At 72.4% G+C, this 16,865-nt stretch carries 16 protein-coding genes; 3 read left to right on the top strand and 13 right to left on the bottom strand.

Going from position 1 to position 16,865, the window contains the following annotated elements:
* Positions 1-375: 375 nt before the first annotated feature.
* A complete protein-coding gene (locus tag BM430_RS14745) occupies positions 376-789 on the bottom strand; it encodes a DUF3597 domain-containing protein (RefSeq protein ID WP_093568005.1) in 414 nt (137 codons plus the stop codon).
* A gap of 283 nt (positions 790-1,072) precedes the next feature.
* Between BM430_RS14745 and BM430_RS14740 the strand changes: the two genes are divergently transcribed.
* Positions 1,073-2,122: an aromatic ring-hydroxylating oxygenase subunit alpha gene (locus tag BM430_RS14740; protein WP_093568004.1), complete on the top strand. Its 1,050-nt coding sequence runs from the start codon at positions 1,073-1,075 to the stop codon at positions 2,120-2,122.
* A 127-nt stretch (positions 2,123-2,249) separates the two neighbouring features.
* Positions 2,250-2,747 (top strand): BLUF domain-containing protein, encoded by a 498-nt coding sequence (locus BM430_RS14735; RefSeq protein ID WP_093568003.1) that lies wholly within the window; start codon positions 2,250-2,252, stop codon positions 2,745-2,747.
* 286 nt (positions 2,748-3,033) lie between these two features.
* Here BM430_RS14735 and BM430_RS14730 read toward each other — a convergent pair whose 3' ends face one another.
* Entirely contained in the window at positions 3,034-4,104 is a 1,071-nt protein-coding gene (locus tag BM430_RS14730; protein WP_093568002.1) for a hydantoinase/oxoprolinase family protein, read from the bottom strand.
* 38 nt (positions 4,105-4,142) lie between these two features.
* On the opposite strand from BM430_RS14730, the gene BM430_RS14725 reads away from it, so the two are divergent.
* Positions 4,143-4,841 carry a HisA/HisF-related TIM barrel protein gene (locus BM430_RS14725; RefSeq protein ID WP_093568001.1) on the top strand — a complete coding sequence of 233 codons (699 nt, stop codon included), beginning with the start codon at positions 4,143-4,145 and terminating at the stop codon, positions 4,839-4,841.
* A 168-nt stretch (positions 4,842-5,009) separates the two neighbouring features.
* On the opposite strand, the gene fae is transcribed toward BM430_RS14725, so the two are convergent.
* The 11 genes from fae to BM430_RS14670 all read right to left on the bottom strand — a co-directional run bounded on the left by fae (position 5,010) and on the right by BM430_RS14670 (position 16,823).
* Positions 5,010-5,525: a formaldehyde-activating enzyme gene (gene fae / locus BM430_RS14720; protein ID WP_093568000.1), complete on the bottom strand. Its 516-nt coding sequence runs from the start codon at positions 5,523-5,525 to the stop codon at positions 5,010-5,012.
* A gap of 220 nt (positions 5,526-5,745) precedes the next feature.
* Positions 5,746-6,615 (bottom strand): triphosphoribosyl-dephospho-CoA synthase, encoded by an 870-nt coding sequence (locus BM430_RS14715; protein WP_093567999.1) that lies wholly within the window; start codon positions 6,613-6,615, stop codon positions 5,746-5,748.
* Positions 6,615-7,529 (bottom strand): ATP-grasp domain-containing protein, encoded by a 915-nt coding sequence (locus tag BM430_RS14710; RefSeq protein ID WP_093567998.1) that lies wholly within the window; start codon positions 7,527-7,529, stop codon positions 6,615-6,617. Before BM430_RS14710 ends, BM430_RS14715 begins: the two co-directional genes overlap by 1 nt.
* Positions 7,530-7,539: 10 nt before the next feature.
* Positions 7,540-8,520: a methenyltetrahydromethanopterin cyclohydrolase gene (gene mch, locus BM430_RS14705; RefSeq protein WP_093567997.1), complete on the bottom strand. Its 981-nt coding sequence runs from the start codon at positions 8,518-8,520 to the stop codon at positions 7,540-7,542.
* A 273-nt stretch (positions 8,521-8,793) separates the two neighbouring features.
* Positions 8,794-10,071, bottom strand: coding sequence for an ATP-grasp domain-containing protein (locus tag BM430_RS14700; RefSeq protein WP_348273082.1), 1,278 nt, complete (start codon positions 10,069-10,071; stop codon positions 8,794-8,796).
* Between the two features lie 133 nt (positions 10,072-10,204).
* Positions 10,205-11,746, bottom strand: coding sequence for an amidohydrolase family protein (locus tag BM430_RS14695; RefSeq protein WP_093567996.1), 1,542 nt, complete (start codon positions 11,744-11,746; stop codon positions 10,205-10,207).
* 15 nt (positions 11,747-11,761) lie between these two features.
* Positions 11,762-12,583 (bottom strand): nitrilase-related carbon-nitrogen hydrolase, encoded by an 822-nt coding sequence (locus BM430_RS14690; RefSeq protein WP_244539496.1) that lies wholly within the window; start codon positions 12,581-12,583, stop codon positions 11,762-11,764.
* A gap of 8 nt (positions 12,584-12,591) precedes the next feature.
* Positions 12,592-13,389: an ABC transporter ATP-binding protein gene (locus BM430_RS14685; RefSeq protein WP_093567994.1), complete on the bottom strand. Its 798-nt coding sequence runs from the start codon at positions 13,387-13,389 to the stop codon at positions 12,592-12,594.
* The gene (locus tag BM430_RS14680) at positions 13,386-14,288 is read right to left on the bottom strand and encodes an ABC transporter permease (protein ID WP_093567993.1); all 903 of its coding nucleotides are present in this window, start codon (positions 14,286-14,288) and stop codon (positions 13,386-13,388) included. The genes BM430_RS14685 and BM430_RS14680 overlap by 4 nt, the downstream gene beginning before the upstream one ends.
* A gap of 293 nt (positions 14,289-14,581) precedes the next feature.
* Entirely contained in the window at positions 14,582-15,637 is a 1,056-nt protein-coding gene (locus BM430_RS14675) for an ABC transporter substrate-binding protein (protein WP_093567992.1), read from the bottom strand.
* A gap of 199 nt (positions 15,638-15,836) precedes the next feature.
* Positions 15,837-16,823: a beta-ribofuranosylaminobenzene 5'-phosphate synthase family protein gene (locus BM430_RS14670; RefSeq protein WP_093567991.1), complete on the bottom strand. Its 987-nt coding sequence runs from the start codon at positions 16,821-16,823 to the stop codon at positions 15,837-15,839.
* Positions 16,824-16,865: the final 42 nt, after the last annotated feature.

Below are 16,865 nucleotides of genomic sequence, written 5' to 3'. Positions count from 1 at the left end.
GCCCTGCGCGTCCTGGGCCTCGAACTGGAAGACGGACTTGGCGATGTCCAGGCCGATGATGCTAATCTGCGTCACGGACGGTCTCCTCGGTTGGGTGTCAGACGACCTCAACCTGGCACTTATGATGCCGGCGGGGGCCGTCCACCCCAACATCCCGGGGCCGCGTAAGCGGAACCCGGGATCCATAGCCGCTGACGATCCAAGATGAAGCGGATCGCGACCCGCCTTTTTCACTGACCTCAGCGTTTATGGATCCCGGGTTCTCGGCTTTGCCAAGCCCCGGGATGACATGGAGGTTTCGGATTTTCGTTGGCCAACTCGAACACAGTTGGGCCATGATGGACGGCCCGCCCCCATCGGGAGCGGGCCAGCCGATCAATCCTTGAGGTCGTCCGGCACCTTGCCGCCGTTCTCCTCGAGCTTCTTGATGACCTGCTTGTGCAGCCAGACGTTCATCGTGGCGGAGTCGCTGGTGTCGCCGCTGTAGTGCAGCTCCTGGGCGAGCTCCTTGCGGGCCGACAGGCTGCTGTCGAGGTTGAGCAGCTTCATCAGGTCGACGATCGAGGTGCGCCAGTTCAGCGGCTGGCCGGCCTTGGAGGCCAGGTCGTTGAGCACCGCCTCGACATCGACCTTGCCGTCGACCTTCGGCACGTCGCCGCTCGCGGCTCCGCCCGAGCCGCCGGCCGGGGCGCTGGTGGTGGAGGTGGTGGCGTCCGGCGTCTCCGCCTTGGCCTCGCCGCCGCCGAAGGGGTGCAGGATCTTGCTGACGATCGTCCCGAGCAGGCTCATCGTGTCATCCTCCGTCAGGGGCTTCTGATGTGGGGGGCCGCCCGCGCATGCGGCCGGGGAGCCATGTAGGGCGCGCTCGCCCTGCGGCATCCCGGCACGGTAACGAACGGCCCCGCTCGCCGTTCCGCGGCGTCTTGCGGCGCGGCGCCGGCCGTTCGCGCCGTGCCGGCGCGGGGGAGGTGCGCGCCCTTGAGCGCTTCACGCGCCCGCAGGATGCGTTAAGGACATCCGCCGGCAGGAATGCCGCGAGGGGCACGGAACGGTTGGGACCGCGGAAGGCAGCATGACAGGGGATCCGATCCGCCGGGCGCTCGACGACGTCTGGTACTGCGTCGGCGAGAGCCGCAGCCTGCGGCCCGGGGGCATGCGGTCGGTCAGCCTCGGCGAGGAGGCCGTCGTGGTCGGGCGCGAGGAATCGGGCGCGCTGTTCGCGTTGCGCGACCGCTGCCCCCATCGCGGCATGGCGCTCTCGGCCGGCCGCCTCGTCGACGGCAACCTCGTCTGCCCGTTCCACGGCTGGCAGTTCCGGCCCGACGGCGCCTGCGCGGCGATTCCCGCGCTCGCCCGCCGCGACGACGCCAACTTTGCCTCGGTCCGCCTCGCCCGCTTCGCCGTGGCCGAGAAGTCGGGCCTGATCTGGGTCCATGCCAGTGCGAACCCGGCGGGCGCCAGCCCGGAGACGGCGCCGCCGATCCCGGAGGTCGATTTCGACTATTGCGGCCAGCTCGTCGAGATCCTGGAGGTCGAGGCCTCGTTCGACCTCGTGGCGCTCAGCTTCGTCGATCCGGCCCACGTCGCCTACGTGCACGATTCCTGGTGGTGGCGTCCGTCGAAGACCATGAAGGAGAAGGTGAAGCACTTCGCGCCCTCGCCCTTCGGCTTCACCATGACGAGCCACACGGCGAAGACCGCCTCCCTCGCCTACCGCCTGCTCGGCTCGATCCCGGAGGTCGAGATCGAGTTCCGGCTGCCGGGGGTCCGGCTGGAGCGGATCACCGCCGGCCCGAAGCGTCTCGCCAACTACACCTTCGCCTCCCCGCTGGCGAACGGACGCACCGCGCTGATCAACGCGATGTACTGGAACATCCCGGGCCTCAACCTGCTCAAGCCCGTCGCACGGCCGCTGATGCGCCAGTTCCTCGGCCAGGACCGGGACGTGCTCCAGATCGCCCAGCGCGGCCTCGACCGGAAGCCCGCGATGGTGCTGATGGGCGAGAGCGACGTGCAGTCTCAATGGTATTTCAGTCTCAAGCGCGAGTTCCTGCGCGCCCGCGAGGCCGGCGCCGCCTTCGTCAATCCGCTCGAACCGCGGGAGCTGCGCTGGCGCAGCTGAAACTCGGTGTGGGAATTCTATCTCAGGTGGCGAATCTGGCATAGAATTCTCCCGGTTGTGCCTTCGGGTGCTATCGCGACCGGCACCGTTCGGACTATCCAGGTGGAATCGCTGCCCGGAGATTCGGATGTCCCAGGACATCTTCCGCATCATCTACAAGAGTACCGCCGCGCACCCCGCGGAGGTGATGCTGGGTCAGGGTCACGTCGCGCGCCTTCTCGCGACCGCCCGGCGGCGCAACCTGGCCGCCGAGGTCTCGGGTGTGCTGGTCTATACCGGCCTCGGCTTCTTCCAGGTGCTGGAGGGGCCGCGGACGGGCGTCCAGCCGATCTTCGAATCGATCCTGGTCGACCGGCGCCACCATACCCTGGCGGTGATCGAGATGGACGTCGCGGTCGAGCGCCGCTTCTCCGGTTGGAGCATGGGTTTCCTCGGCACCACCCGGGAGCTCGACGACCGGCTCAACGGCACCGGCCTCGGGGCGGGCGGCGGTCCCGAATCGCTGGACCAGCTCCTGCGCCGGACCCTGCTGCTGCTCATCGACACCCCGATCAGCCTGCCGTGGCTCGGTGCGCGCGGGGCGATCGAGGATGGGCTCGGCGCGGCGCTGGCCCATCGGTTCTGATCGCGCGCGAGTCACATCTCCTCAAGCAATCCCTTTCCCGGACGACTGAAGCGTCAGGGGAAGGAGATCCGGGAGAGAAGTGCCGCGTAGCGGCTCCATCTTCAATGGAGTCCGCCTCGTCATCCCGGGGCTCGTCGAAGACGAGAACCCGGGATCCATAACCGCTGACGTTCGAGAAAGAGGCGGATTGCGGTCCGCTTCTTCCGGAAGCGCCAGCGGTTATGGATCCCGGATTCCGCTGCGCGGCCCCGGGATGACGCGGAGGGTTTCAAGTCGGTCCGCGACGTCAAACGGGCGCTGAGATCCCCGCCGCCAGCAACCCCACCGCCACCGCCGGCCCGCAGGTCGACGCGAAGGCGGCCGCCTCCGGGGTGAGGCGTGGCGCGATCAGGTCGGGCAGTTCCTCCGCCGGGCGCCCGAGGCGCGCCGCGAGCTCGGCGGCGACGAAGCGGCCGGCGCCGCAGATCACGACGGGCGCCGCGTCGGCCAGCTCGCCGCGGGACAGGATCAGGCCGGCGGCGTCGTGGAGCAGGCGCAGCTGCGCCTCGACGAAGAAGCCGGCGAGCCGCGCCCAGTCCTCCCCCGTCCCTTCGTGACGGTCGCGGCCGATCATCCGGGCGAGGCGGATCTCGGTCTCAGGCGTCGACTTGCCCTTGAGGTCGGCCGCGTCCTGCTGGTCCTCCGCCTCCGGTAGCCGACCGAGCAGGCGATAGGCGTCGGCGGTGGTGGCGAAGCACTCGGCCATCAGCGCCGTGCGCCGGCCGCGGAACGGCGCCGTCCGCGACAGGGCCAGCAGCGGCGTGCGCACCACCCCCGTATAGACCAGCTCCCCCGTCTCGAGCCGCTCGGCGTCGCTGTAGCCGATCGCGCGGGGCTGCCCGTCCCCGATCGGGATCAGGTCGGCGGTGGTCGAGCCGATGTCGACGAGGAGCGTGTCCGGCCGCAAGCGTCCGACCAGGGCGGCGGTGGCGTGCCAGTTGGCGCTGGCGACGTCGGGTGCGCGGGCGGCGGCCGCGCCGGGCGCGACGAAGCCGGAGCGCCCGGCATAGATCGCGACCTCGCCCGCCAGATGGTCCGAGGCCCAGGCGGCGAGCTGCGCCACGCCGTCGGCGCGGTCGGTGAAGCAGTCGGTCAGTTCGCCGGTCATCGTCACGGCGTGTCGGGCCGGGTCCCGGGCCCAGACCGGCAGGGCTGCGAGGGTGGCGTCGAGGGCCGGCAGGCCGTTCCAGAGCGGGCACGGCGCCTGCACCACCGCCTGCACCCGGCCGCCCTCGACCAGCGCCGCCTTGACATGGACCCCGCCGAGGTCCCAGCCGATGACGCGAGAGAGCGAGGCGGGGGGATGGAGATGGGGCACGGTCGGATCTCGCACGGGAACGGTCGGGGCGGGGTGGCATGAGCGGGCCGGGCTCTTCAACCCGGACCGAAGTGGTGCCGGTCCTCGACCTGCGCGGCGGCGTGGTGGTGCGGGCCCGGGCCGGCGACCGGGAGCGCTACGCGCCGATCGTGACGCCGCTCAGCCCCGGCCCCGCCCCCGCCGACGTGGCGCGCGGCCTCCTCGGCGCCTGGCCGGCGCGCCGGCTCTACGTCGCCGACCTCGACGCGATCATGGACGGGACGCCGCCCGACCTCGGCGCGCTGCGGGCGATCACCGCGGCCTGCCCGGGGGTGGAGCTGTGGGTCGATGCGGGCTTTTCCACGGACGGCGGCGTCGATTCGTTCCTTATCACGGGCCTCGGCCGGCCGGTGCTCGGCAGCGAGAGCCAGCCGGATGCGGCCCTGGTGCGCCGGCTCGGCGCCTCGGCGGTGCTCTCCCTCGACAGCCGCGACGGCGTGCGCCTCGGCGCGCCGGAGCTGCACGAGGACCCTTCGACCTGGCCGCCGGAGGTGATCGTGATGACCCTGTCGCGGGTCGGCAGCGGTGCGGGGCCGGACCTCGCCGGGCTCGCCGCCCTCAAGGCCCTGGCGCCGCGCACGGCCTTCTACGCCGCCGGTGGCCTGCGCGGGCCGGAGGACCTGCCGGCCCTGGCGGCGGCGGGCGCTGCCGGGGTGCTGGTCGCGAGCGCGATCCATGACGGGCGGCTGCGGGCCTGAGGGCGCGGAGAGGCGACCGGCAACAAGAAGGGAGGGCCCGCTGGGGCCCTCCCGATGATGCGGTCAACGACCGAGGAAGATGGAGGCCAGTCGCTGGAACAGCCCCTGCGGCGGAGGCGGCGGGGGCGGCGGGGGAGGCGCCGCTGACTGTTCCGGACGGTTTCCTGTCTAAGCCACGTTCGCCGCGAAGGGGTGCTGGGCGGTCTTGTACTGCTGCGTGACCTCGGCGGCGGTCGGCGTGCCCTTGATGGCGCGCTGGATCGACAGCTTCGTGGCCTCGTAGTTGTACTTCTCGATCTTGGCGTCGTCGGCGGCTTCCCAGTGGATGAACACGCCGACCAGGATGTAGAGGTCGTCGGCCTCGGAGGCCGGGATGATGCCCTCGGCGACGCAATCCTGCACCGCCTTGGCGACGGCGTGCTGGGCCGGGCCGAACATCTGGACCGCCTGGCGGGCGTCGTTGATGGTGACCTTGTTGAACAGCAGGGTGTTGGGCTTGCACGGCAGGTTCGGCGCCACCACCGCGAGCAGGCTGGTGAAGCCGTGCTTGTTGTTGGTCAGGCTGTTGCAGAACGCCGTCTCGGCGGCGCTGCCGCGCGGGCCGATGATGAGGTCGATATGCGCTACCTCGTTGCCGTCACCGACGAGGGCTTCGCCCACCATCACCTTATTGATCGTCGCCATGTGGGGGTTCTCCCAGGTGTCGATAAGGTTAACCGGCCGCCGTAACAGTGCGACTCGGCCCCGCCATCCTTGCTGTCGGCGTTCAGCCCGCGGCCGAACCGGTTCTCCGGATAGCGGCGCGACACTACAGCGCCGCTGAACCGTGAACAAGGCGGGCGGCCCGGTACAATGGTCCAGTCCGGCCGAGACGGCCGCAGATGAGCCGCATCGCGACTACGACTTATTGGCGGGTTGCATTGGTCGAGGCATCGTCCTCCGCCTTCCGGCAGGCGAGCGCGTCGAGGAACAGGGTCGCCACGGTGAGGTCGGCGCTGGTGCCGGGGTTGAGGCCCGCCTCCTTGAGGGCGGTGTCGTGGGCGAGCAGGGCCGTCCGTGCGCCCTCCCCGAGGGCGAGCCCGCGGAGGGCGGCCTCGGCCTCCGCCCGCACCCGCTCGGCGGCGGCGGGGCCGAACTTGCGGGCGATGTGGCTGTCGGGGAAGCCGGTCAGGAAGGCGAGATGGACCGCCGTGGTGGTCCAGGGCTCGGTGAGGCCCGCCGCGCGCGCCACTGCCAGCGCCGGGAGCCCGGTGGCGAACAGGTCCTCGAACCCGGTGACGTAGGCCCGCGCGATGCGGTCGCGCGAGGCCGCCTCGCCCATGGCGACGAGAAAAGGCGGGGCGGCGTCGGTCGTCACGTCGTGGCGCTCCGCCCGGCCGAGGCCGCCGGGATTGGCGAGCCGGATCGCCGCGTAGAGGCCGGCCGCGTCCGCTTGGTCGAGGTCCGCCAGCACGCCGCCCAGCGCCTGCCGCAGCGGGCCCGGCCGTTCGGCCGCGGCGGCGAGCGGGGCGCAGAGCAGCACGATGCCCAGATTGGTGTTCTGGCCGATGCCCGCCCCGGTGGCGGCGACCGCGCCCTCGATCCGCGCCCCGACCCGGGCGCCCGCCGCCGCGAGGTGGGGGGCGGAGAGGATCGCGCTCGCCTCGAAATCCGCCACGCTCATCCGGTGCCCGGCGGCGTGGACGTGGACGTTGCCGGGCTTGATCGCCGCCAGCTCGGCCCGGCAGGCGGCGAGATAGGCTTGCTCGATCGCCGGCGCGGTCAGGGGCCGCATCACGCCCCCTCGGCGACGAGGCGCGGCGCCGAGCCCGCCCGCAAAGCCGCCAGGAAGCCGGCGGCGACCTCCCGGGCGATGTCGACGGACGTCACCTGCTGCAGGCCCGACCAGGCCGGCATGCTGTTGACCTCCAGCACCTGGAAGCCGCCCTCCCCGTCCTCGACGAGGTCGATCCCCGTGTAGCCGCAGCCGATCGCGGCGGCGGCCCGTTCCGCCAGCTCCGCGGCCCGGGCCGGCGGGCGCCAGGGCAGCGGCCGCCCGCCCCGGTGGACGTTGGTGATCCAGCCGTCGCCCTCCCGGATCATCCCGGCCACCGCCCGGCCGGCGCAGACGAAGACCCGGTAATCCTGGAAGGCCCCGTCGCGCCGGGCGACGTAGCGCTGGAGGTAGTAGACCCGGCCGACCAGCTCCTCCGGCGGCAGCTCCTCGGGCCGGGCGATCAGCTGCAGCCCCTCGCCCTGCGAGCCGAACAGGGGCTTCAGCACCAGCGGCCGTCCCGGCCCCGCCTCCCGGGCCACCACCTCGGCGGCGGCCTCGCGGCGCGAGAGCACGAAGGTCTCCGGCGTCGGGATGCGGTGGCGGGCGAGCAGCAGGCTCGTCATCGCCTTGTCCACCGCGCGCTCGATGGCGGCCGGTCCGTTCCAGACCAATGTGCCGGCGGCGACGAGCGCGTGGAGGACGCCGAGACGCATCGTCGTCGCCTCGAAGGTGCCGCCCGCGATGGTGCGAAGCAGCACCCCGTCCGGCAGGTCGCCGCCGAAGCCCGGCACCCGCAGGGGCTCGGGATGCCCCGTCTCGACCGTGACGTCGGCGAGCGAGAACAGCACCGGCGCGGCGCCGAGGTCGCTGAGCGCCGCGAGGAGCTTGCCTTTGTGCCAGGCGCCGTTGTCGGCCGCGAGCCCGATCCGCATGGCAGAGACCTCAGGCGAAGGAGCGCGCGACCAGCTCCGGCACCAGCCGGCCGGCCCGGTGGCTGTGACCGGATCTGAGCGAGGTCACCACCACCTCGGCCGGGCTGAACAGGTGCTTGTCGATGGCGTAGAAATCGCCGTTGAAGCGGGAGAAGATCTCCGCGAAGGGGGCGCCGTGGTCGCGCGAGGTGGTGCTCGGCAGGGCCTCGGCGAGCGCCCTGGCGTCCGCATCGTCGGCCTCGACGAAGAGCTGCACCCGCCCGCCATAGATGATCGCGTCGTTGGTGCGGCCCATCGCCTGGACGAAGTCCGGATGCGGCGGGCTCAACGGCGCCGCGCCGATCCCGTCGACGATGGCGTTCAGGTCGAACCCGACCGAATGCGCCTTGTGCAGCGCGACCTCCAGCACCCGGGCGACCACCTGGGTCGCGCCGGCGAGGCTCTGGGTGGGAGCGTACACGAAGGTGACGTCTGCGGGCGTCACCCCGGCCGCGGCCGCGACCTTGGCGGTGACGGCGGCGGGCGGCGGGCTGCCCGATTCGAGCACCAGGGCAATCCGCGGGGCCTCGTCGCGGTAGGCCAGTTCCTCGAACAGGTGCTCGACCGCCGCCGCCGCCCGGCCCGGCCCGGAACCGAGGGCGAAGAAGCCCGAATCCCCCTCCTCGTCGGCGAGGTTCCAGCCGGCATACTGGCTGCCGAGGCAGGCGAGCACCGGGTCGGTGCTGTGCACCGTCAGGGTGAAGGGCCAGGCGTCGAGAGGGCCGGCGGGTCCCACCGTCACGGTGCCGAGGCCGCCGAGGCAGATCTCGGCGATGCGGCGCCCGGCCTCGATCGAGCCCCGCGCCCCCGCCCCGGCATCGATCAGCCGCGCCCCGTCCGGCGCCCGCGTCAGCGCGAGCCGCAACCGGGCCGCGTCGGCGGCGAGGGCCTCGACGAGGGGGGCGGCGAGCGCGTTCACGCTCGGGCGGGACGGGGTGGCGGATGAACTCATCGGTGACTCCCTTGGGCCGGAGCAGGGTGACGCCCCGCTTTTTGGCCATTCAGATTGGTCGGGGTCTCTGGCCCCGTTGGGTGCAAGGCACGGGATTCCCTCTCCCATTCTCGGGCAGGCCCGTCCGGGAAGAGGAGTGGCGCGAGTCCCCCCTCTCCCGTGTGGGAGAGGGGCTGGGGGTGAGGGTGGCTCGGCTTCCGCAATGACCCTGAATCGTCGAGCCGCGCAGCTCGACGCCTGGCGACCTATCCGGAAGCCGAGCCACCCTCACCCCTACCCCTCTCCCAAACGGGAGAGGGGATCCCGCGGTCTCTCGGCGAGCATGAAGCGGTGACTGGTGAAAGCCAATGCGGCGCCGGTTGTACCTTCTATAAGCGCCCGCAACGCCGCCGCCCGCGCCGCGACGGCGCGCCGGGCGGCCGCCGCATCCGCTCCCTCGGCCAGCACCGTGCAGACCGGCGCCCCCGCCGGGATGCGGCTGCCCGCCGGCGGCCGGTCCATCGTCCAGGCGGGCCAGTCGAGGGCCGGCACCGCGGGGATCTCGCGGTCGGCGTAGAGGATCTCGGTCGCGGCGGCGCCCGGCAGCGCCAGTCGGTATTCCGGCAGCCGGCCGCGCGCCGCAGCGAGGTGGGCCTCGAAGAGCGGCACCTTTCCGCGGTCGAGCACGTCCAGGGTGGCGCCGGGCCGGGGATTGATCTCGAGCAGCCACCAGGCCTCGCCGTCGACGAGCAGATCGGCGCTGACGAGGCCGCGGAGGCCCGTGGCGGCGACGAGCGCGGCGAGCGCCCGCTGGGCGGCCTCGCGCACCGTGGCCGGCAGCGGGGCGGGCCCGGCGGCGCCGGCGTAGCGGAACGGCCGGCCGGGCCCGGGCGCCGCCCATTGCTCGGTCACCGCCAGCACCGTGACGGCGCGGCCGTCGGCCAGCGCATTGAGGGAGCGGGGCCGGCCCGCCACGCGGCGCTGGAGATAGGCGCCCGCCGGGAGCCGTCCCGGCAGAGCCGGGCGGATATGGCCGCCGCCCGAGGCGCCGCGCCGCTTCACGAGCCAGGCCTCCGGATCGGGCACCGGCGCGAGCGCGATCTCGGGGTGCGGGATGCCGAGGCGGCCGCACAGGGCGGCGAAGCGGCCCGGGTCCTTCAGCGCCGCGACGGCGTCGGGCGTCGCACCCAGCAGCGCGTAGCGCCCGGCGAGCCGCCGCATCAGCCCCGGAGACCCCTCGAACCCTGAGCCGAGGACGAGGCCCGGGCGCGGGTCGAAACGTCGAGCGCCCGCCTCCGCCGCGAGGTCGGCCAGCGCCGCCTCCACGCCCCGGGCTCCCGGCCCGGCGCCAAGGCGGCCGGGCACGCGGCGGTAGCCGGCGGCGAGCGCGCGGGTGTCCTCGTCGCCGAACAGGTCGGCGACGAAGGGGCGGTAGCCGGCGCGCCGCGCCGCGGCGGCGAGCGCCCGGCCGGACTGGGCCGCGATCAGGATCGCGGCGCCGGTCGCCCCCCGCCCGCCCGGCAGGGCGTCGAGGGGGAGCGGCGCGAGCCCAGGCGGGATCGAGCGGGCCAAGCGGGCCTCCCCGGAACGACGACAGCGCGACCGCCCGCCGACTTCGTGCCGGAGGGCGACCGCCTGCTTGTAAGCCGGAGCGGCCCGGCCGGCGGCCTGTCCATTGGTGCAGTCCGCCGCGCCGGCCTCTTCGCTACGTCACCGACGAGCCGGCGTAGAACGGGTCGCGCGGCGCCTCGGGCAGGTAATCGGCGTAGAACGCCTTCACGTGCGGGAACACGGCGCGGCCGAGCTCGCGGCGGGCCACCTCCTCGGGCGAGCGCGGCCGGCCGAGCACGTCGGCGATCTCGGCGAGCACCGCGTCCCGGTCGACCTTAGTGAACCGGCCCTCGGCGTAGACCAGTTCGCCGTCGATGTAGACCGCGTCGACGCATTCGGTCTTGGCGCGCTGGACCAGGGCGTCGAGGACCGGGATGTCGGGGTCCTGGAACGGGTAGGTGGCGCGCTGCCAATTAATCAGCGAGGCGTCGAAGAACCGGCCGGGATCGAGCCGGCCGATCTCGGCGCCGAAGGCCGTGGTCATGGCGCCGGATTCGGTCGCCATCTTCACCACCTGGGACGGGGTCGGCACGTCGTCGTCGTCCATGCCCGGCACCCGGTGGACCCGGAGCGCCAGCCGCAATTCCTGGAGCATGTCGCGGTCGTCGTTGATGCCCGCCTCGTCGAGCCCCATCCCGACCGTGATGCCCTTCTTCTCCCAGGCGTTGAGCGGGGCGAGGCCTGAGCGCAGTCGGAAGTTCGACGAGCAATTGTGGCAGATGCAGGTACCGGTCTGCGCGACGATGTCGATGTCCTCGGCATTGAGCCAGACGCCGTGGCCCAGCGTCATGTGCGGCCCGAGCACGCCGAGATCGTGGAGATGGCGGAGCGCCGTCTTGCCGGTGCGGCGGCGGGCATATTCCTTCTGGTAGGCGGTCTCCAAGAGGTGCATGTGCATCGGTACCCCGGCCGCCCGGGATTTCTCGTGGAGCGCGACCAGTCCCTCGTCGGTGCACCAGTGGAGGTTGGCCGGCGCGAGCTGGATCCGGGTCAGGCGCTGCCCCTCGTTCTCCTCGCGCAGCTGGTCGAACAGGCGGAGAAAATCGCCGAACGGCATCGCCTGCGCCTTGAGATGGGCGGCGAGCTCCGCCCCGAGATCGGCCGGCAGGCGGGCGCAGAACGCCTCGTCCGCCTCGTAGACGAGGCGGTTCTGCTCGCGCACGGCGTAGCAGTAGGAGGCCCGCATCCCGAGGCTGCGGTAGCCGTTCAGGGTCTTGGTCGCGGAGGCGTGGATGGCGTCGTAGCCGCCGGCCATCCAGCCCTGGATGTGCTGGACCGTGGTGATGCCCGACGCCACCATCTCGAAGGCCGAGTAGAGCGTGTCGAGGGTGAGGTCGAGGCGCCGGGCCGGCAGGCGGCTCGCGAACCACACTTCCAGGGCGTAGTCGGGCGAGCCGAGCTGGAGCGGGGTGAGCCCGACATGGTGGTGGCTGTTGACGAAGCCAGGCAGCATGACGTGGCCGGGATAGCGGCGCAGCTCCGCCTGGGGTGCCGTCCGCTGCATGTCCTCGACCGGGCCGACCGCCACGATCACGCCGTCGCGCGAGAGCACGGCGCCGTTCTCGACGATGACCGGGGTGTTGCGGTCCTTGATGCCGGTGACGACCCAGCCGGCCTGGACGATGAGCTCTGCCATGGATGACGTGTCCCGTTACGCTGTGGGAAGGGAGAGCCGGACGGAATCCGGCAAGGAATCGATGGCCAGGGGGCCGATGACCGGGCCCGGCGCGTCGGGCCGCCACGCCGCGAGGACGCGTCCGTCCGGTCCGACGACGAGGCTGTCGCCGTCGTGCCGCACCGGCCGGCCGAGGCCGTGCTCGGTGCCGTGGCGCGCGGCCGCGGCCGCCGCGACGCGGCAGCGCCGGGCGTGGCCGGCGAGTTCGGTCGTGAAGAAGCCGGGCGGATCCTGCGGCGCCGGCCCGGCGACCAGGATCGCGACGAGGTCGGCCCCGTCCGCCGCCGCGTCCCAGGCCTCCGGGAAGCGCCGGTCGTAGCAGACGAGGCCTGAGACCCGCAGGGACACGCCGCCCGGGAATCCGACCCGCACCGCCCGCCCTTCCGCGGGGCCGGGCCGGAAATGGTCGGCCTCGCCGAAACGCTCGCCGGGCCGCGGCGGCGGCAGCCGGTGCTTTGCCGCGATCCGCACCAGGCTGCCGTCCGGTTGGGCGAGGAAAGCCGCATTGAGCGGCAGCGCCTCGCCGGGCTCGGACAGGCTCAGGCCGAACACCACGGCGAGGCCGTGGCGGCGCGCGAGCGCCCCCATCCGGCGGGCGGTCGGCCCGTCCGCCGGTTCTGCGAGGTGGCGCCAGCAGGCCGGATCCGCACCGGCGACGTAAGGCAGGACCGTCAGCTCCGGCAGGACGGCGAGGCCGGCGCCCGCGGCGGCGGCCTCGGCGAGGCCCGCCTCGACCTCCCGCCAGAGGGAATCCGGATCGAAGCCGGCCGGGCCGACCGGAAGGGCGGCGACGCGCATGGGGGCCTTCATCGCGCCGCGGCGGCCTCCTGCTCGGCGAAGGCGCGGTCGACCTCGGCGCCGAGCAGCTCGGTGAACAGGTCGCGATAGGCGTGGTAGCGCGGATCCCGCGACGGCCGCGGCCGCGGCAGGTCGATCGGCACGATCGTCTTCACCCGCCCCGGCCGGGCGGTGAACACCACCACCCGGTCGGCGAGGGAGATCGCCTCGTCGATGGAATGGGTGACGAGGAGGACCGAGGCGCCGCTGTCGCGCCAGATCTGCAGCAAAAAATCCTGCATGCGCGAGCGGGTCTGGACGTCGAGGGCCGCGAAGGGCTCGTCCATCATCAGCACCTTCGGCCGCATGGCGAGGGCCCGGGCGCAGGCGGCGCGCTGGCGCATGCCGCCGGACAATTCGTCCGGCTTCTTGTCGAGCATGTCGCCGAGCCCGACCCGGCGCAGCATCTCCACCGCCAGCTCGCGCCGCTTGACCGGCGGCACGTGCTGGACCGCGAGGCCGAAGGCGACGTTGTCGGCGATGGTGAGCCAGGGAAACAGCGAGGCGTCCTGGAAGATCAGGCCGCGCTCGGCCGACGGCCCGGTGACGGGCTCGCCGTCGGCCAGGATCTCGCCGGAGGTCACCTCCTCCAGCCCGGCGATCATGTAGAGCAGGGTGGACTTGCCGCAGCCCGACGGCCCGAGCAGCACCACGAACTCGCCTGGAGCGACCTCGAAGTCGAGGTCGGCCAGCGCCTGGACCGGGGCGCGGCCCTCCGGCATCCAGCGCTTGGAGACGTCGCGGATCGTGACGGCCGGGCGGGTCATCGGGCGCCTCCCGGGCCGATCCACCACAGCATCTTCCGCTGCACCTGGCGCAGGGCGAAGTCGGACAGGAAGCCGAGCACGCCGACGATCGCCATGGTGAAGAAGACGAGCTTGGCGTTGAAGGTCGAGCGCGCCATCGAGGTGATCTGTCCGAGGCCGGTCCCGACCCCGACCGTCTCGGCAATCAGCACCACCATCCAGGCCCCGAACAGGTTGAGCCGTAGCGTCATGAACAGGCTCGGCAGGATCGCCGGCAGGACCACCCGCCAGAAGGTCTGACGGCCGGTGGCGCCCATGATGCGGGCAACGTGGATGTAGTTCTTGGGCACGCTCTCAATCTGTGACCCCGTCGAGAGCACGATGGTGAAGAACAGCGTGATGAAGACGAGGAAGATCGCCGGCTTGTCGCCGATGCCGAAGACGAAGATGGCGACCGGCAGCCACGCCACCGGGGAGATCGGGGCGAGGAGCAGCACCGTCGGCAGCAGCAGGTTGCGCAAGGCGCGCACGTAGTGGACCAGCGCCCCGACCAGCACGCCGCAGACGAAGCCGAGGCCGAGGCCGACGAAGACCCGCATCGTCGTCCAGCCCATGGTGATCAGCAGGGCCGCGACCCCGCCGCCGCCGCCCACGCTGCCGATGCGGTTCGAGCGGTCGAAGTAGCGCAGCGTCCCCGGGATGTCGGCCAGGAACAGGTGGGGCGGCGGCAGGAGCAGCGGATTGACGAGGTCCAGCGCCCATAGGCCCTCCCACAGGCCCGCGAACAGGCCGAGGGAGACGCAGCCCCAGAACAGGCCGGCGAGGCGCCGGCGCCAAGCGGGCGAGAGCCCCGGCAGTGCGGCGCGCGAAGGGCCGGGAGGCGTAACGATGGCGGTGTGTGTCGAGGGCAGAATGGTCATCCTCCATCGTCATTCCGGGGCCGCGACGCGGAGCCCGGAGCCGAAGAGTGCGCGGAGAAGGGTGCGCGGACAGGAGAAGCCGTTCGATCGGCGGGATCGTCGGCACCGGAGGCCCTCATCCCACCCACGACCTCATCCTGAGGTGTCGGTCGATTCGGAGATCGACCGACCTCGAAGGAGGCTTCCAGAGATCGCAGAGGCCGCTGGAGGCCTCCTTCGAGGCTCGCTGTCGCTCGCACCTCAGGACGACGTGCGGGTGGGGCAGGAGACGATCTCGCGGTGCGGCCGTCGATCTACGCCGCCTTCAGCTTCAGGCCCGCATAGAGTCCCTTGTTCTCGGCGATCACCGCCTCGAGCAGGCTCCAGTCGAAGGCGCCCTCGTCCGGGGCCTTCTTGACGTAGCCGAGCTCCTGCATCGAGGTGCCGCGCGCGATGATGAATTGGGTCTGGTCGCGCTGGTCGACGACGATCGGCTGCTTGGCGGAGGCGTCGACCGCCGCCTCCATGCTGGTCTTGTAGTACTTGCCGACCGTGTCCTTGAGGGCGGAGGTCTTGTCCGCCTCGGCCTGGGACTGGGCGACGAAAAGGGCCTTGATCACCGCCTTCACGGCGGCCGGGTTGCTCTTGAGGAGCGGCGCCCGCACCGCGAGCACGCAATCCGAGTAGCCCTTGCCGTAGACGTCGGTGCCGTTCGACAGCACTTTCGCGCCTTTCCGGCCCATGACGCATTGCGAGGCGTAGGGCTCGATGTGGCAGATCGCGTCGAGGGCGCCGGCCATGAACGCCTGCGCCAGTTCCGGCGAGGTGTCGAGGTACTTCACCTCGACGTCGCGAAAGCTCATTCCGGCCTTCTTCAGGTAATCGTAGGGCAGCACCTCGAGGGTGTCGGCCTGGAAGGTGCCGAAGGTCTTGCCCTTGAGGTCGGCCGCCGAATTGATGCCCTCGCGGGCCACGATGATGCAGCCCTCGACGCCGCCGCCCGCCACGATCCGCACCGGCGCGCCGGCATCGTACAGGGTCATGAAGTTCGAGTACGGGATCATCGACATGTCGACGAGCCCGGCCCCGAACATGGTGGTGATCTCGGTGTTCGAGGGCGTCACCACGAAGTCGAGATCGATGCCGTCCGCCCTGGTCAGTCCCCGCTCCTTGGCGAGGAACATCCCCATGTTGCAGAAGCCGGAGCCGTGGGTGGCCTTCAGCGTGGTACCCGCCGCTGCCGCCGGGCTCGGTGCCAGCAGGGCCGCGAGATGCGCCGGCAGGGCGATCGCCGCCGCGGCGCCGGCGCCCCGGCCGAGAAAGCCCCGCCGGGAGAGGTTACGGTAGAACGACCCGTCACGATCGCACATGGCTTACGTCCCGTCCCTGAAGACGTGGACATCCGGTGAACGGCACTCTCACCGCGGCAATCGGCGAGACCCCCTGGCCATGCGGCGCATGGCCGGGCGGACCCTCAGCGGACACCCGACGATGGGCACGCCAACCCGACAAGAGCCATGGCGGCTCTGCGCTGCAAAATGGTGAGAGCAAATCCCGTGCCAGAATCCGCTACAGCGCGCCGATCTCCGCCCCGCGGTTGCGCCCGCGGGCGATGCGGAAGGTCAGGCCCGGGTGGCGGGCGCGCAACGCGTCGACCAGGGCCTCGGCCTCCGCCGCGTCGCGGGTGAGCGCGAAGCCGGTCGGCCCCCAGGAGCTCTGGCCGAAGCCGGCGGTGCCGGCCGCCTCCACGTCGGCGAGCGCCGCCGCCACCGCCGCGCTGGCGTAGCGCCCGCCCTGGTGGGGGGCGAAATAGTCGCCGATCCGGCGCTGGATCCCGGTGATCCCGGCCCCGAACCGCGCCAGATCCTCCGTGACCGCGGCCGGCAGCACCTGCATCAGGACCGTCCGGCAGATCTCGGCCGCCTCCGGCGCGGGGAAGCGGGGCAATTCACGGAAGGCGCGGCGCTCCTCGGCCCCGTGCACGCCTGTGCGGCCGGCATCGAGGATCAGCACCACGCGCCAGGCTTCGGGGAAGGGCAGCCGCGCGATCACCGGCGGCGGCGCGTCGCTGTCGTCGCGCCCGCCATCGACGATCAGGCCGCCGGTGACGAAGGCCGCGAGCCCGACGCCGGAGCGGTTGCCGCGGTCGAGGGCGTCCGCGAAGGCGGCCGGCGCGAAGGGCGCGCCGTGGAGCGCCGCGAGCGCCGCCGCGACCGAGAGGGCGAGCTGCGTGCCCGAGCCGAAGCCCGCATGGGCCGGGATTGCCTCCGCGAGGTGGAAGGCCCCCGTCTCCGGCACGCCGAGATGGCGGGCGGCGAGCGCCGCGTAGGCGCGCACCCGCTCGCACTCGGCGGCGAGGCCGGGAGCCTCAGTGCCGGTGACCGTCAGGGTGTCGGCGCGGGCGGCGATGAGGTCGAGGCCGGGCGCGTCGAGCCCGAGCCCGATGCTGCCGAAGCGCCGGCCGAGCCCGCCATGCAGGTCGAGGAAGCCGAAATGCAGCCGGGCCGGGGCGCGCACCCGCACCCTCGCCCGCGCTGGTCCCGTCTCGTGCGCCAAACCGGCCTCGCTTCCTGCCCCGGATGCCTCGGTGCCCGCGTC

Source organism: Methylobacterium sp. 174MFSha1.1 (genome assembly GCF_900116815.1).
Classification (GTDB): Bacteria; Pseudomonadota; Alphaproteobacteria; order Rhizobiales; family Beijerinckiaceae; genus Methylobacterium.
Note: the sequence above shows the minus strand (reverse complement) of the source record. Positions and strands in the feature narration are given on the sequence as shown.

Bases quoted from the DNA above. Each gene is read 5' to 3' on its own strand.
- BM430_RS14735 (WP_093568003.1), top strand. From the start codon at position 2,250: ATGTCCCAGGACATCTTCCGCATCATCTACAAGAGTACCGCCGCGCAC.
- mch (WP_093567997.1), bottom strand. From the start codon at position 8,520: ATGAGTTCATCCGCCACCCCGTCCCGCCCGAGCGTGAACGCGCTCGCC.
- fae (WP_093568000.1), bottom strand. From the start codon at position 5,525: ATGGCGACGATCAATAAGGTGATGGTGGGCGAAGCCCTCGTCGGTGAC.
- BM430_RS14680 (WP_093567993.1), bottom strand. From the start codon at position 14,288: ATGACCATTCTGCCCTCGACACACACCGCCATCGTTACGCCTCCCGGC.
- BM430_RS14710 (WP_093567998.1), bottom strand. From the start codon at position 7,529: ATGCGGATCGGGCTCGCGGCCGACAACGGCGCCTGGCACAAAGGCAAG.
- BM430_RS14725 (WP_093568001.1), top strand. From the start codon at position 4,143: ATGAGCGGGCCGGGCTCTTCAACCCGGACCGAAGTGGTGCCGGTCCTC.
- BM430_RS14740 (WP_093568004.1), top strand. From the start codon at position 1,073: ATGACAGGGGATCCGATCCGCCGGGCGCTCGACGACGTCTGGTACTGC.
- BM430_RS14675 (WP_093567992.1), bottom strand. From the start codon at position 15,637: ATGTGCGATCGTGACGGGTCGTTCTACCGTAACCTCTCCCGGCGGGGC.
- BM430_RS14690 (WP_244539496.1), bottom strand. From the start codon at position 12,583: ATGCGCGTCGCCGCCCTTCCGGTCGGCCCGGCCGGCTTCGATCCGGAT.
- BM430_RS14715 (WP_093567999.1), bottom strand. From the start codon at position 6,615: ATGCGGCCCCTGACCGCGCCGGCGATCGAGCAAGCCTATCTCGCCGCC.
- BM430_RS14695 (WP_093567996.1), bottom strand. From the start codon at position 11,746: ATGGCAGAGCTCATCGTCCAGGCCGGCTGGGTCGTCACCGGCATCAAG.
- BM430_RS14745 (WP_093568005.1), bottom strand. From the start codon at position 789: ATGAGCCTGCTCGGGACGATCGTCAGCAAGATCCTGCACCCCTTCGGC.
- BM430_RS14685 (WP_093567994.1), bottom strand. From the start codon at position 13,389: ATGACCCGCCCGGCCGTCACGATCCGCGACGTCTCCAAGCGCTGGATG.